Origin of the sequence: Yoonia sp. TsM2_T14_4 (assembly GCF_049602355.1) — a bacterium.
Taxonomy (GTDB): Bacteria; Pseudomonadota; Alphaproteobacteria; order Rhodobacterales; family Rhodobacteraceae; genus Yoonia; species Yoonia vestfoldensis_A.
Genome location: NZ_CP187137.1, coordinates 2,587,577 through 2,600,635 on the forward strand (window position 1 = coordinate 2,587,577; position 13,059 = coordinate 2,600,635).

Below are 13,059 nucleotides of genomic sequence, written 5' to 3' on the forward strand. Positions count from 1 at the left end.
CGCACCACAGGAGGGCCGCAGATGTTACCCATTTCAGCAGACAAGGTGGCCGAGGTTATCATCCTCGCACGCGAACTTGACCGCGCGGAAAATGAATTTGACGGTTTCGTCGATCGCCTGAACGAAGATGAACAGGCCGGTCTTGTTGCCCTGTTCTGGATCGGGCGCGGCACGTTCGACCCCGAGGATCTGGCCGAGGCGGTGCGCACCGCAATGGCCGAGGCCACCACACCAACTGCCCGTTACCTCAAAGGATCGCCGCATCTGGCCGACCATCTGGAAAGCGGGCTAGAAGCTTTGGGCATCGACAGCAGCGCAGTCGAGGACGAGCTTTACCGCCCCGTCTGATCCATCGCGCGGTCAAACCAGGCCTGCGCGCCAGCCCAGACGCCACTGTCCATCCGGTCGAGCGTTGCCAGATGCGGCAGCAGTTGTGCGGCGAAATCTTCGCTGCTCTCGGTTGGCATCATGCTGGGCAGGTTGTCGATGGCGGTCACGTCCAGCACCGGCGCGTCATGCACGCGCAGGGCGGGGGCGTCCCATGTCGTTGTGCGGTCATAGACCTTGATCGGGGAAAAATCGCTGTCGGGGTCACAGGCGATATCCCCGATCACGGTCAGGCGGCGCGCGGCTACCTTGGCGCTGGCGGGGACAAAGACCGGTGTGCCGGGGCGCGCAAGGATGCAGTTCAGAAAAATATCATGCGCCAGTACTTGCGGGAAAGGGCCACCATGTGCGGTTTCAGCCATATCCCATTTCGTGACCGGCACGCCCATAGCGCCGCAAAGATCGGCAGCCCCCGCGCCCACACGGCCCAGCGCCCCGATGATCAATGCGGTGGGCCGTGTGGCGCCAAGCGCCACCAGACCTGACTGCAAATCCCCCAGCAGATGCGCGGCAGAGGGATAGGCGCGCACCGGTCCTGCCACCTGCCCGCGTTGCTGCGCCATCCAGCACAGCAACGCGACAGCCGCCCCCGCATAGCCCGCCCAATAGCCAAAGGCCGCAACGCGCCGCCCGTCGTCATCCATCAGATATTCCAGATCAAGCAGCCTGCCGCCACCGGCGCGGAACCGGCCCAAAAGCACCTGCCCCGCCGGTTGCCCCTTGTACGCATGACCGAACATGATGTGGCGATGCCGCAGCGGGGTGCCGTCGTCGGGCAGTTCCTTGAGGCCGAAGATCACCGCACCCTCGGGCGCATCGGGCCAGCCGAATTCGGGTGCTGTGGCACAGCCTGCGGCGGCATAATCGGCGATAGGGATAATCCGTTGGCGGCTGTCCTCGACCGTCACGCGAAAACCGGCGGCGATCAGGCGCGCGGCCCCTTGTGGCGTCAGGCCGGTGCGTTCTTCATGTGGGCGGCTTTCGGCGCGTACCCAAAGGTGGATGGACATCTATGGGGCCTTTCAGAAATGGGTCAGCGCATGGGCGCGGTCATCGGTATCCAGATGCGGCACCGCGTTGAAACTGGCCAGGATCGGCCCTTGCGGGATCACATGGATGCGATGGACCGAGGAATTCAGGATCGGCAGCAGGATATGCGCCATCCGCGTCGGATCAAGGTCGAGCAGGTGGCGGATGATCATCCCGATCACGCCGCCCGATGTCACGCACAGCACGCGAACGCCGGGTTGTGCGGCCTCTTGCAACACGCCAGTGACGCGGGATTCAAAAGAAGCGAAGGTTTCCACGCCCATAATCTCGGCCTGGTGCCACGCCTGCATGACCTGCGGCACATGGGCCGCAAAGTCGTCAGGCCCCGGAAACGGCACGCCATGCACATCCTGCAAGGCGCGGCCAAGGTTGAAATAATCCATCTCGTTCAGGCGCGGGTCGATCACTGGATCGGCATAACCCAGCCCCGCCGCCGTTTCGCGGTGCCTGCGCAGGCTGCCGCTGATCACCTTGTCAAAAGGCCGTTCGCGGTCACGCATGTAATCGCCCAGCCATGCGGCCTGCTGATGGCCAAGATCCGACAGGCGGTCATAGCCGTCTTCGTCGCGCGCGCTGGAATTGGCCTGACCGTGCCGGACCAGAATGATTTCGCCCATGTGGATGCTCCTTCGCGCACAGGATTAAGCCGTGCCACCGTCGTTGACAACGCAGTCATCGGCGACAGCAGCGCAATATCAACAGATCTGGTCACACCCGCGTGACCCGTCAAAGATCACGGCAGATCATGGCGCTGGATGGCTTGCAGATCTGCAGGACCGGCATCGCGCCTCGCGGTCTATGCGCGCAAAGGCGGCCTTTTGCATTTTCGTGCCGGTACGGGTTGTTCACAGATTCCGGTTGTGGGATTGTCACCGGCAATCAAGAAAATCCAGATACAGGTCCCCCTATGCCCGCAGCCACGCTTTTGCGCGATGTCTTTGGCTTTGACGCCTTCCGGCCCGGCCAGCAAGAGATCGTCGAGGCTGTCGCCGCGGGGCGTAATACGCTGGCGATCATGCCCACGGGTGGCGGGAAATCCTTGTGTTTCCAGCTGCCTGCGCTGATGCGGCAGGGCGTGACAGTGGTGATTTCCCCGCTGATCGCCCTGATGCGTGATCAGGTGCGCGGGCTGCAGCAGGCGGGCGTTGTCGCAGGTGCGCTGACATCGGGCAATACCGAGGAAGAGACAGAGGCGGTGTGGTCCGCTTTGGAATCCGGCACGCTGAAACTTCTGTACATGGCGCCCGAACGTTTGTCCGCCGGTGGCACCGTGCAGATGCTGCAGCGCGCCGGTGTCAGCCTGATCGCCGTGGACGAGGCGCATTGCGTCAGCCAATGGGGCCATGATTTCCGCCCCGATTACCTGCGTATCGGTGAATTGCGCGAAGCACTGGATGTGCCGCTGGCCGCCTTTACCGCCACGGCAGATGCCGAAACACAGGCCGAGATTGTGCAGAAATTGTTTGCAGGCCAACAGCCTGCGACATTCCTGCACGGGTTCGACCGGCCCAATATCCACCTTGCCTTTGCCGCCAAGGACAGCCCGCGCGCGCAGATCCTGGCCTTTGCCGCCGCGCGCAAGGGACAATCCGGCATCGTCTATACCGGCACCCGCGCCAAGACCGAAACACTGGCGCAGGCGCTGCGCGAGGCAGGGCATCTGGCCTGCCATTACCACGGCGGGATGGAGGCCGAGGACCGCCGCATCGTCGAACGCCGGTTCCAGCAAGAAGACGGGTTGATCGTGTGCGCCACCGTCGCCTTTGGCATGGGCATCGACAAACCCGATATCCGTTGGGTCGCCCATGCCGATCTGCCCAAGTCGATCGAAAGCTATTATCAGGAAATCGGCCGCGCGGGGCGTGACGGCGCCCCTGCCGAAACCCTGACCCTGTTTGGCCCCGACGACATCCGCTATCGCCGCCAGCAGATCGACGAAGGGCTGGCCCCTGCCGACCGCCGCGCCGCAGATCATGGACGGCTGAACGCGCTCTTGGGTCTGGCCGAGGCGCTGCATTGCCGCCGCCAGACGCTGTTGTCGTATTTCGGCGAAACCAGCGATGCTTGCGGCCATTGCGACCTTTGCGACAAACCGGCCGACGTCTTCGATGCCACGACCCCCGTGCGGATGGCGTTGTCAGCCGCCCTGCGCACCGAAGAATATTTCGGCGCGGGTCATCTGATCGACATCCTGCTGGGCCAAGCCACCGACAAGATCAAGGCGCGCGGCCATGACAGCCTGCCAACCTATGGCGTGGGCCGCGATTACGACCGCCGCCAATGGCAGGCGATTTTCCGGCAGATGATGGGCCATGACCTTTTGCGCCCCGACCGCGACCGGCACGGTGCCTTGCGCATGACCGATCACGCCCGCCCGATCCTGCGCGGCGAGGCGCAGATCATGCTGCGCCGTGACACGATCACCGCCGCCAAAGGCGCGGGGCCAAAGGTGCATACCCTGGTCAGCGAAGACGACGCGCCGCTTTTGTCCGCGCTCAAGGCGAAACGCAGGTTTCTGGCCGAACAGGCGGGCGTCCCAGCCTATATCATTTTCAACGACAAGACCCTGATCGACATGGCCGAAAAACGCCCCGCGACGTTGGATGACATGGCCCATATCGGCGGGGTCGGCGCGAAAAAACTGGAAAGCTACGGGCGCGCGTTTCTGGAGGTGATCGCGGGAGAGGCGGAAAACCTGCACCCCAGCCGCCGCAAGCTGGCAGGCCGTGACGAAGGGCTGATCTATGACCGCCTGCTGGCTGCACAAAGCGCGCTGATCCGCGGCCCGCATGGCGCGGACAAACCGATGACCTGTTCGGCATCCATGCTGGCCAAGGTGGCGCAATTGCGGGGTGCCGATATCACCAGCCTGACCCGCCTGATCGGCGAGCGGCACGCCGAAAGGTTCGGCGACGCGTTTCTGGAAGTGCTGGAAAGCGCGGCGTAGACAGGGGCGCTGCCCCTCCCCCGGACGACGTCCGGGGTTCACCCCGGAGTATTTTTGGAAAAAAGAAGTCACAGGAAGATCAGATAATTTCGTCCTCGTCGAACAGCGGCGCTTCTTCGAGCTGCGCGGTCAGGTCGCCAAGGGCGGCCTCGGCCTGACCGGCGGATTTCACGGCGGCGACATGCAGCAGCGCGTCGCCTTCATGGACGATGGGCATGACTGCGCGGCCGACAATGATGCCGCCATAAGGCGTGCGCACCTCGACCTCGCCGCCGCCGAAGGGGTCGGAGATCGCGGCGACCAGATCGCCCATCGCAATCACATCGCCTTCGGCCTTGAACATCCGCAACAACCCGCCTGCGGGTGCGCGGACCCAGTGGCTGTCGGAACAGACCAAAGGCTGCGCTTTGGGAGCCGCGATGCCCGCCTTGGGCAAGAGCCCCACGTCTTTCAATACACGCAGGATACCTGCCAGACCGGCACGCACCGACATCTCGTCAAAACGCATCCCCTCGCCCGCTTCATATAGCAGGATATTGACGCCGCGGCGTTTGGCCTCCAGCCGCAGGCTGCCGTCGCGCAAGGCGCTGGTCAGGATCACCGGCGCGCCGAACACACGCGCAAGGCGCAGGGTTTCGGCATTGTTGCCCGACACTCGCACCTGCGGCAGGTTCGTGCGGTGGATCGCGGCGGAATGCAGGTCGATGCCAAGGCTGCAGCGTTCCACGATCTCGGTCATGAAGATATGCGCCAGCCGCGACCCCAGCGAGCCGTTGGGCGAGCCTGGAAAACACCGGTTCAGGTCGCGCCGGTCAGGCAGATAGCGCGAATGGTTCAGAAAGCCGAAGGTGTTGACGATCGGCACCACGATCAGCGTGCCTGCGACGTTTTTCAACGTGCCGGTGCGCAAAAGGCGGCGCACAATCTCGACCCCGATCACCTCGTCGCCGTGGATGCCTGCGCTGACGAACACGGTCGGCCCGTCCTTGCGGCCGTGGATCACATGGGCGGACAGGGTGACGGGCGTGTAATCCGATAAGGTGCTGACCGGAATATTGACTGTCTTGCGCGTGCCTGCCGCGATCTGTTCGCCTGCAATAAGGTAGGCCGCGCGTTTGGTCATCCTTTGCCTTTGGTTTTGGTCGCGTTGGGTTTGGCGTTCTTTTCGATATATTCGATGATCTTGGTGGCGATATCCAGCCCTGTCGCTTTTTCCACGCCTTCCAGACCGGGGGAGGAATTGACCTCCATCACCACCGGCCCGTGGTTGGACCGCAGCATATCGACGCCGCAGACGTTCAGCCCCATCGCCTTGGCCGACCGGATCGCGGTGGACCGTTCCTCGGGCGACAGTTTGATGACCTGCGCCGACCCGCCACGGTGCAGGTTGGACCGGAATTCGCCTTCGGCACCGGTGCGTTTCATCGCGGCGACGACCTTGCCGCCCACCACGATGGCGCGGATATCGGTGCCGCCTGCTTCTTTGATGAATTCCTGCAACAGGATGTTGACGCCTGCGCCGCGAAACGCCTCGACCACGGATTTGGCGGACCGGTCGGTATCGGCCAACACGACGCCGATGCCTTGGGTGCCTTCGAGCAATTTAATCACGACCGGCGCGCCGCCGGCCAGTTTCAGCACCTCATCGGTCTGGCGCGGATCATGCGCAAAGGTCGTGACCGGAAGCCCGATCCCGTCACGCGCCAGCAATTGCATCGAGCGCAGCTTGTCGCGCGACCGGCCGATGCCCACGCTTTCGTTCACGGGGAACACGCCCTGCATTTCAAACTGGCGCAACACGGCCATGCCGTAGAACGTGACCGACGCCCCGATGCGGGGGATCACGGCGTCATAGCCCACCAGCTTTTCGCCGTTGTAGTAAACTTCGGGCCTGCGCGATGCGATGTTCATGTAGCAGCGTAACGTGTTGATGATGTCGAGCTGGTGGCCCCGCGCCTCGGCCGCCTCTTTCAGGCGACGGTGGGTATAAAGCTCTGCATTACGGGCGAGCATGGCGATTTTCATTTTGCGGCGCTTTCAGGTTGCGGCAGGGGGCTGACGAGATAGGTATGTCGGGCGTGAACGGCGATGTTTTTATGACGCAAGGCCCGCCGCCCAAGGATCAGCGGGAATTGCATGCTGCCCCTGTCGGTCAGGGATATGTCGATCTTCCACTTGCGTCCGGCCAGAATCATCGGGGTGCGGATCACGATCCGCGTCTCCGGCGTGCCGCTCGTATTGGTGATATCACGCTTTGTGAAGACGGCAAATTCACAGATGCGCGGCGCGGTGCCGGGAATGTCGGGGCTACGGAACCGGACCCATTTTTCGCCCTGCTTTTGAAAGGTTTCGATCTCTTCGGCATGCAGGGCCGTTGTCTTGGCGCCGGTGTCCACCTTGACCGCGAAATCGATCAGCCCAAGGTCGGGCAGGCTGATCCGTTCCTGCCAGCCGATGATCAGCAAAGGATGCGGTAAAGGGGCTGGGTGCATTGGATCGGTCCGGTTGTGGCGTCGCCCCGACATAGCGCGAACCGCCGCGCCTTGACCAGCGGGGTGCGCGCGCATAGCAAGCCGCAATCTGACAAAGGGCAAGATCATGGCGCGCAGACGCAAGGGACGCGATATTTCAGGCTGGCTGGTGGTGGACAAACCGGCGGGGATTACCTCGACCACGGTGGTCAACCGCGTGCGCTGGGCGTTTGATGCCAACAAGGCCGGGCATGCAGGCACGCTTGATCCCGAAGCGACAGGCGTTTTGGCCATCGCCTTGGGCGAGGCGACAAAGACCGTGCCCTATATCACCGATGCGCTGAAAGCCTATGAATTCATCATCCGGCTGGGGCAGGCCACCAATACCGACGACGCCGAAGGCGAAGTGATCGCCACCAGCGATACCCGCCCCGACGATGCCGCGATCAAATCGGCGCTCGCGGGCTTCATCGGCGATATCATGCAGGTGCCGCCACAGTTTTCCGCCGTCAAGGTCGATGGCGAACGCGCTTATGCCAAGGCGCGGGCGGGCGAGGAAATGGACCTTGCCGCACGGCCCCTTTGGGTCGAGGAACTGCTGCTGGCCGACCGGCCTGACGCCGATCACGCCGTGCTGGAAATGACCTGCGGCAAGGGGGGCTATGTCCGGTCCATCGCCCGCGATCTGGGCGATGTGCTGGGCTGCAAGGCGCATGTGCGGTCCTTGCGCCGGATCTGGTCGGGGCCGTTTCAGGCGACCGACGGGATCACGCTGGACCAGCTGGACGCGATTGCGCGCACGCCAGAGCTTGACGCGCGGCTGTTGCCGCTGGAGGTGGGGCTGGCCGATCTGGTCGAGGTCCGCTGCCCTGCGGAAAGCGTCGCACGGCTGCGCAACGGCAATCCGGCACCGGTGATCGCCAGCGGCGTGGACTATGGCGAAGAAGTTTGGGCCAGCCACGGCGGCAAGGCCATCGCCATCGGCAGCTATCGTGGCGGCGAATTACACCCGACGCGGGTGTTTGTGGCGTAGGGTGGATTGAACTCCACCTTACCTGACGCCCGCATGATCCACCGCCAGCATATCACCGACCTGACAGCCTCTTACGCCGTCTATTCTGATTGCGAGGCTTACCGCTATGAATTGACCCGTATCTGGGACGCAAGCGGCCCCCGTCTAGCCTTTGTTATGCTGAACCCGTCCAAGGCGACGGAACTGCACAACGACCCCACCGTCGAACGCTGCGAGCGGCGCGCCCGCGCCTTGGGGTTCGGGGCGTTTCGCGTGACAAATATCTTTGCTTGGCGCGACACCGATCCACGGGCGATGTGCCGCGCGGCTGACCCTGTTGGCCCTGCCAATGATGCTACGCTGATCGTGGCGACGGCTTGGGCCGACCGGATCATCGCCGCTTGGGGCACGCATGGCGCGCATCTGGGGCGCGGCGCGCAGGTGGCGGAAATGTTGGACCAAACCGGCACGCCATTGCTGACGCTTGGCTTGACCAAGGACGGGCATCCGCGCCACCCTCTCTACGTCAGCTATGACCAGCAGCCACTGCAATGGAGCATCCGATGATCCAAGGTTTCACCCCATCCCGTGTTGTTTGCGGCGACATCACCCTGTCGGTGCATCGCGCCGGCCAAGGCACACCGCTGATCCTGCTGCACGGCTATCCGCAGAACCACCATTGCTGGGAAAAGGTCGCCCCCGCCTTGGCCACGCAATTCGACGTCATTATCCCCGACCTGCGCGGCTATGGCGACAGCGATGCGCCCGCCGATGACGCGGACCACACGACCTATTCCAAACGCACGATGGCCGCCGATATCGCCGCATTGATGGATGCGCTGGGGATCAACCGTGCGCATGTGCTGGGCCATGACCGTGGCGGGCGGGTCGCCTATCGCTTTGCGCTGGACCATCCCGACCGGATCATCCGGCTGGGCATTATCGAGATTGTGCCAACAGGGGATTTCTGGGCCAATTGGTCGGCTGATCTGGCGATGAAAGCCTATCACTGGACCTATCTGGCGCAACCCGCGCCCTTGCCTGAACGGATGATCGGCGCAGACCCTGCGGGATACATCGACTGGACGCTGATCGCGTGGACCATGGGCAAATCGCTGGGGGTGTTCAGCGATGCGGCGCTGGCCAGCTATCGCGCGCAGGCCGCCGACCCCGCGCATCTGCACGCGATGTGCGCCGATTACCGTGCGGGCGCGACATTCGACCGCGCGCTGGATGAGGCCGATAAGGCGGCAGGGCGCAAGATCGCGGCACCCTTGCATTTCCTGTGGGCCAAGGGCGGGTTTCCGGCGCAGACGGGGAATCCCGCAGCGCTCTGGCGGCCATGGGTTCAGCAGATGACAGATGCGTCCTGCGTTTCGGGCCATTTCGCAATGGAGGAAAACCCGCAGGCCGTGATTGACAGTTTCCTGCCGTTCTTTGGTGTGCATTAACCACCGAGTCAGAATCCGGAACAAACCAAAAACATCTTGTGCTAAACATGCAGGGTGGCCGGACCGGACCCGGCGGATGGCAGGTGGATCAATGGTTGTGATCATGGGACTCGTGGGGATCGCCTTGACGGCGATGCTGTTCGGCGACGACGATGTCGCTGACGACGATCCGTCACCGGCGTCCGATGACCAGCCCGACATGGTCAGCAGCCCAATCATTCCGATTAGTGACATGATCGACGCCAGCGATAACGCTGTGGTGGTTTTCGCCGGCGGCAGTGACGATCTGATCATTGGTGGCGCCGGAAACGATTATCTGCATGGCGGCGACGGCAATGACACCCTGCACGGCGGCGTGGGCGATGATGTGCTGCGCGGGGGCGGGGGGCGCGATATCCTGTCTGGTAGCGACGGGAACGACGACCTTTATGGCCATATCGGCGACGACCTGCTGGATGGCGGCGCAGGCAACGACCAGCTCGGTGGCGGCGACGGCGATGACCGGCTTGATGGCGGCACGGGCGATGATGTGCTGATGGGCAATCTGGGGGATGATCTGCTGGTTGGGGGGGCGGGGGCCGATACGCTGTTCGGGGGTGCGGGCGATGACCAGCTGATCGACCGCGATGATCTGGACCGCGACTATCTGAATGGTGGCGCGGGCGATGATGACCTGTCCGGCGGACCAGACGATGTGTTGTCGGGCGGAACTGGCACCGACACATTCAATCTGCGCCCTGACATGCATGTCACGCTGACGGATTACGATCCTGCCGAAGATATCATCGAGATCGAACACACCGGCGAGCCACCCGTCCTGACGACCGAGAAAGCCGAGGATGGCACTTTGTTGCTGGCAGATGGCGCACTGATCGCGAAACTGACCAATTTCGCCGAACCCGATCTGACAAAGGTCACCTTCTTGCGCGTATAAAATGCTTTTCTTTTGCGCCAAATCCCCTTATGCGCAGCCATCCGCGCGGATTCTGTCCGGGCGGCGCCTCCACGGGCCTTGCTGGACGACATCCCGGCCTGCGCCATTCACCCCTTAGACAAGGAGACCCCGATGTCGATCACTGCCGAAAACAAGACACGTATCATGAAAGAATTCGCAACCAAAGAAGGCGACACCGGTTCGCCCGAAGTGCAAGTTGCGATCCTGTCGAGCCGCATCGCGACGCTGACAGAGCATTTCAAGACCCACAAGAAAGACAACCACGGTCGCCGTGGCCTGCTGAAAATGGTCGCTTTGCGCCGCAAGCTTCTGGACTACACCAAGTCCAAGGACGAAGCCCGTTACCAGAGCCTGATCGAACGTCTGGGCCTGCGCCGGTAACCCGGATCGCACCAAGGTTATTCGAAAAACGCCCGCCATCTGGTGGGCGTTTTTTATTGGCCATGGCAAAATGACCACCCCCCCGTTGTGCGGCAAAGCTCCCTGCCCCTCGCCCCTCTTTCCAAAGAAGCCAATATCGGCTAAGGCCCCCCTATCTTTGAGAAGCCCGGCGCCCGCATCCCAGCGCCGATACAAAGAAGATACAGGGATGAGGGGGAATACGCCCCCTACGCAAAATGGGCCGCGGCCCGACTAGGACATGATGATGTTTAACGAAGTAAAAAAATCAATGCAGTGGGGCGAAGAGACGCTTACACTCGAAACAGGCAAGGTTGCCCGTCAGGCTGACGGTTCGGTCATTGCGACGCTGGGCGAAACCAGCGTCATGGCCAACGTGACCTTTGCAAAATCACAAAAGCCGGGGCAGGATTTCTTTCCGCTGACCGTGCATTACCAAGAAAAATATTACGCCGCCGGCAAAGTGCCTGGTGGCTTTTTCAAGCGCGAAGCGCGTCCCACAGAAAAAGAGACGCTGACATCCCGCCTGATCGACCGCCCGATCCGCCCGCTGTTCGTCCCCGGCTTCAAGAACGAAGTCTTGGTGATGTGTACCGTGCTGAGCTTTGACGGCGTCAACGACCCCGATATGATCGCGATGATCGCAGCTTCTGCTGCGCTGACGATTTCCGGTGCGCCCTTCATGGGGCCAATCGGTGCCTGCCGCGTGGGTTTCGTGGATGGTGAATACATCCTGAACCCCGAAATCGACGACATGCACAACCTGCGCACCAAGCCCGAACAGCGGCTTGATCTGGTTGTCGCCGGCACCAAAGACGCCGTGATGATGGTCGAATCCGAAGCCTATGAGCTGACCGAAGAAGAAATGCTGGGTGCCGTCACGTTTGCCCACGCACAGATCCAGCCAGTCATCGACCTGATCATCGATCTGGCCGAAGATTGCGCCAAGGAACCGTTCGATTTCCAGCCAGAGGATTATTCGGAGCTTTACGCCACCGTCAAATCCGCAGGCGAAGACAAGATGCGCGCCGCGTATGCGATCACCGACAAGCAGGAACGCACGGGCGCCGTATCCGCCGCCAAGGCCGATATCATCGCGGCCCTGACCGAAGACCAGCGGGCCGATACCAACCTTGGCCCCGCGCTCAAGAAACTGGAATCCGCGGTGCTGCGCGGTGACGTGGTCAAGCATGGCCGCCGCATCGATGGCCGCGCGCTGGATCAGATCCGCCCGATCGTGTCGGAAACCGGTATTCTGCCGCGCACCCATGGATCGGCCCTGTTCACCCGTGGTGAAACCCAAGGCTTGGTCGTGACAACGCTGGGCACCGGCGACGACGAACAGATGATCGACGCGCTGACCGGCATGTATAAATCCAACTTCATGCTGCACTATAACTTCCCCCCCTATTCGGTGGGCGAGGTTGGCCGCGTCTCTGGCCCCGGTCGTCGTGAAATCGGCCATGGCAAGCTGGCATGGCGCGCGTTGCAGGCGGTTCTGCCTGCGCCGACCGATTTCCCTTACACGATCCGTATTGTGTCAGAGATTACTGAATCCAACGGGTCATCCTCGATGGCATCGGTTTGCGGTGGTTCGCTGTCCATGATGGACGCCGGTGTGCCGCTGAAGGCCGCTGTCGCCGGTGTGGCGATGGGTCTGGTGATGGAAGACGACGGGTCCTATGCCGTGCTGTCCGATATTCTGGGTGACGAAGACCACCTTGGCGATATGGATTTCAAGGTTGCGGGTACCGAAAACGGCATCACGTCCTTGCAGATGGATATCAAGATCGCAGGCATCACGCCCGAGATCATGAAAAAAGCACTGGAACAAGCCAAGGCAGGTCGTCTGCATATCCTGGGTGAAATGTCCAAGGCGCTGACCGGCGCGCAGGAATTCAGCGTTCACGCCCCCAAGATCGAAACCATGCAGATCCCCGTCGACAAGATCCGTGAAGTCATCGGATCTGGCGGCAAGGTTATCCGCGAAATCGTGGAAACATCGGGCGCCAAGGTCGATATCAACGACGACGGCGTGATCAAGCTGGCATCCAACGATGCCGAGGCGATCAAGCGCGCCTATGACATGATCTATTCGATCGTGGCCGAACCCGAAGAAGGCAAGGTTTACAAAGGCACTGTGGTCAAACTGGTTGATTTCGGCGCTTTCGTGAACTTCTTTGGCAAGCGTGACGGTCTGGTCCATGTGTCCCAGATCGAGAACAAGCGCCTGAACCATCCGTCGGATGTGTTGAAAGAAGGTCAGGACGTCTGGGTCAAGCTGCTGGGCTTTGACGACCGCGGCAAGGTCCGTCTGGCGATGAAAATGGTCGATCAGGCCACCGGTCAGGAACTGGCCAAAGAAGAAGCCGCAGAAGAGTAACGCT

13 protein-coding genes are annotated in these 13,059 nt (G+C 62.1%); 8 read left to right on the plus strand and 5 right to left on the minus strand.

Features of this window, described 5'->3' with window-relative positions:
* Window positions 1–21: 21 nt before the first annotated feature.
* Complete coding sequence (locus ACPF9B_RS12865) at window positions 22–348, plus strand: DUF3775 domain-containing protein (RefSeq protein ID WP_424177856.1); 327 nt, start codon at window positions 22–24, stop codon at window positions 346–348.
* Here the strand turns inward: ACPF9B_RS12865 and ACPF9B_RS12870 are convergent.
* Window positions 333–1,397 (minus strand): saccharopine dehydrogenase, encoded by a 1,065-nt coding sequence (locus ACPF9B_RS12870; RefSeq protein ID WP_424177858.1) that lies wholly within the window; start codon window positions 1,395–1,397, stop codon window positions 333–335. The two genes, ACPF9B_RS12865 and ACPF9B_RS12870, sit on opposite strands and share 16 nt — an antisense overlap.
* Window positions 1,398–1,409: 12 nt before the next feature.
* Window positions 1,410–2,054, minus strand: coding sequence for a histidine phosphatase family protein (locus ACPF9B_RS12875; RefSeq protein ID WP_424177860.1), 645 nt, complete (start codon window positions 2,052–2,054; stop codon window positions 1,410–1,412).
* 290 nt (window positions 2,055–2,344) lie between these two features.
* Between ACPF9B_RS12875 and recQ the strand changes: the two genes are divergently transcribed.
* Window positions 2,345–4,384, plus strand: a complete 2,040-nt coding sequence (recQ, locus tag ACPF9B_RS12880; RefSeq protein ID WP_424177862.1) for a DNA helicase RecQ — start codon at window positions 2,345–2,347, stop codon at window positions 4,382–4,384.
* A gap of 79 nt (window positions 4,385–4,463) precedes the next feature.
* Here recQ and ACPF9B_RS12885 read toward each other — a convergent pair whose 3' ends face one another.
* From ACPF9B_RS12885 to ACPF9B_RS12895, 3 genes are read right to left on the minus strand one after another with little or no spacing between them, the layout of a single operon-like run.
* Window positions 4,464–5,507 (minus strand): succinylglutamate desuccinylase/aspartoacylase family protein, encoded by a 1,044-nt coding sequence (locus tag ACPF9B_RS12885; protein WP_007206461.1) that lies wholly within the window; start codon window positions 5,505–5,507, stop codon window positions 4,464–4,466.
* Window positions 5,504–6,409 (minus strand): 30S ribosomal protein S6--L-glutamate ligase, encoded by a 906-nt coding sequence (gene rimK / locus ACPF9B_RS12890; protein WP_007206460.1) that lies wholly within the window; start codon window positions 6,407–6,409, stop codon window positions 5,504–5,506. The genes ACPF9B_RS12885 and rimK overlap by 4 nt, the downstream gene beginning before the upstream one ends.
* Window positions 6,406–6,876 (minus strand): ATP-dependent zinc protease, encoded by a 471-nt coding sequence (locus ACPF9B_RS12895; RefSeq protein ID WP_040483295.1) that lies wholly within the window; start codon window positions 6,874–6,876, stop codon window positions 6,406–6,408. The genes rimK and ACPF9B_RS12895 overlap by 4 nt, the downstream gene beginning before the upstream one ends.
* A 106-nt stretch (window positions 6,877–6,982) precedes the next feature.
* On the opposite strand from ACPF9B_RS12895, the gene truB reads away from it, so the two are divergent.
* The 6 genes from truB (at window position 6,983) to pnp (ending at window position 13,055) form a co-directional block, all read left to right on the plus strand.
* Window positions 6,983–7,888 (plus strand): tRNA pseudouridine(55) synthase TruB, encoded by a 906-nt coding sequence (truB, locus tag ACPF9B_RS12900; protein ID WP_007206458.1) that lies wholly within the window; start codon window positions 6,983–6,985, stop codon window positions 7,886–7,888.
* 33 nt (window positions 7,889–7,921) lie between these two features.
* Window positions 7,922–8,434 (plus strand): DUF1643 domain-containing protein, encoded by a 513-nt coding sequence (locus ACPF9B_RS12905; protein ID WP_424177865.1) that lies wholly within the window; start codon window positions 7,922–7,924, stop codon window positions 8,432–8,434.
* The gene (locus ACPF9B_RS12910; protein ID WP_424177867.1) at window positions 8,431–9,318 is read left to right on the plus strand and encodes an alpha/beta fold hydrolase; all 888 of its coding nucleotides are present in this window, start codon (window positions 8,431–8,433) and stop codon (window positions 9,316–9,318) included. Before ACPF9B_RS12905 ends, ACPF9B_RS12910 begins: the two co-directional genes overlap by 4 nt.
* Before the next feature lie 76 nt (window positions 9,319–9,394).
* Entirely contained in the window at window positions 9,395–10,252 is an 858-nt protein-coding gene (locus tag ACPF9B_RS12915) for a calcium-binding protein (protein ID WP_424177869.1), read from the plus strand.
* Between the two features lie 132 nt (window positions 10,253–10,384).
* Window positions 10,385–10,654, plus strand: a complete 270-nt coding sequence (gene rpsO / locus ACPF9B_RS12920; RefSeq protein WP_007206454.1) for a 30S ribosomal protein S15 — start codon at window positions 10,385–10,387, stop codon at window positions 10,652–10,654.
* A 265-nt stretch (window positions 10,655–10,919) separates the two neighbouring features.
* Window positions 10,920–13,055 carry a polyribonucleotide nucleotidyltransferase gene (pnp, locus tag ACPF9B_RS12925; RefSeq protein ID WP_424177871.1) on the plus strand — a complete coding sequence of 712 codons (2,136 nt, stop codon included), beginning with the start codon at window positions 10,920–10,922 and terminating at the stop codon, window positions 13,053–13,055.
* Window positions 13,056–13,059 lie beyond the last annotated feature (4 nt).

Excerpts from the sequence above, each read along its gene's own strand:
- ACPF9B_RS12865 (WP_424177856.1), top strand. The coding sequence starts at position 22 with ATGTTACCCATTTCAGCAGACAAGGTGGCCGAGGTTATCATCCTCGCA.
- ACPF9B_RS12870 (WP_424177858.1), bottom strand. The coding sequence starts at position 1,397 with ATGTCCATCCACCTTTGGGTACGCGCCGAAAGCCGCCCACATGAAGAA.
- ACPF9B_RS12875 (WP_424177860.1), bottom strand. The coding sequence starts at position 2,054 with ATGGGCGAAATCATTCTGGTCCGGCACGGTCAGGCCAATTCCAGCGCG.
- recQ (WP_424177862.1), top strand. The coding sequence starts at position 2,345 with ATGCCCGCAGCCACGCTTTTGCGCGATGTCTTTGGCTTTGACGCCTTC.
- ACPF9B_RS12885 (WP_007206461.1), bottom strand. The coding sequence starts at position 5,507 with ATGACCAAACGCGCGGCCTACCTTATTGCAGGCGAACAGATCGCGGCA.
- rimK (WP_007206460.1), bottom strand. The coding sequence starts at position 6,409 with ATGAAAATCGCCATGCTCGCCCGTAATGCAGAGCTTTATACCCACCGT.
- ACPF9B_RS12895 (WP_040483295.1), bottom strand. The coding sequence starts at position 6,876 with ATGCACCCAGCCCCTTTACCGCATCCTTTGCTGATCATCGGCTGGCAG.
- truB (WP_007206458.1), top strand. The coding sequence starts at position 6,983 with ATGGCGCGCAGACGCAAGGGACGCGATATTTCAGGCTGGCTGGTGGTG.
- ACPF9B_RS12905 (WP_424177865.1), top strand. The coding sequence starts at position 7,922 with ATGATCCACCGCCAGCATATCACCGACCTGACAGCCTCTTACGCCGTC.
- ACPF9B_RS12910 (WP_424177867.1), top strand. The coding sequence starts at position 8,431 with ATGATCCAAGGTTTCACCCCATCCCGTGTTGTTTGCGGCGACATCACC.
- ACPF9B_RS12915 (WP_424177869.1), top strand. The coding sequence starts at position 9,395 with ATGGCAGGTGGATCAATGGTTGTGATCATGGGACTCGTGGGGATCGCC.
- rpsO (WP_007206454.1), top strand. The coding sequence starts at position 10,385 with ATGTCGATCACTGCCGAAAACAAGACACGTATCATGAAAGAATTCGCA.
- pnp (WP_424177871.1), top strand. The coding sequence starts at position 10,920 with ATGTTTAACGAAGTAAAAAAATCAATGCAGTGGGGCGAAGAGACGCTT.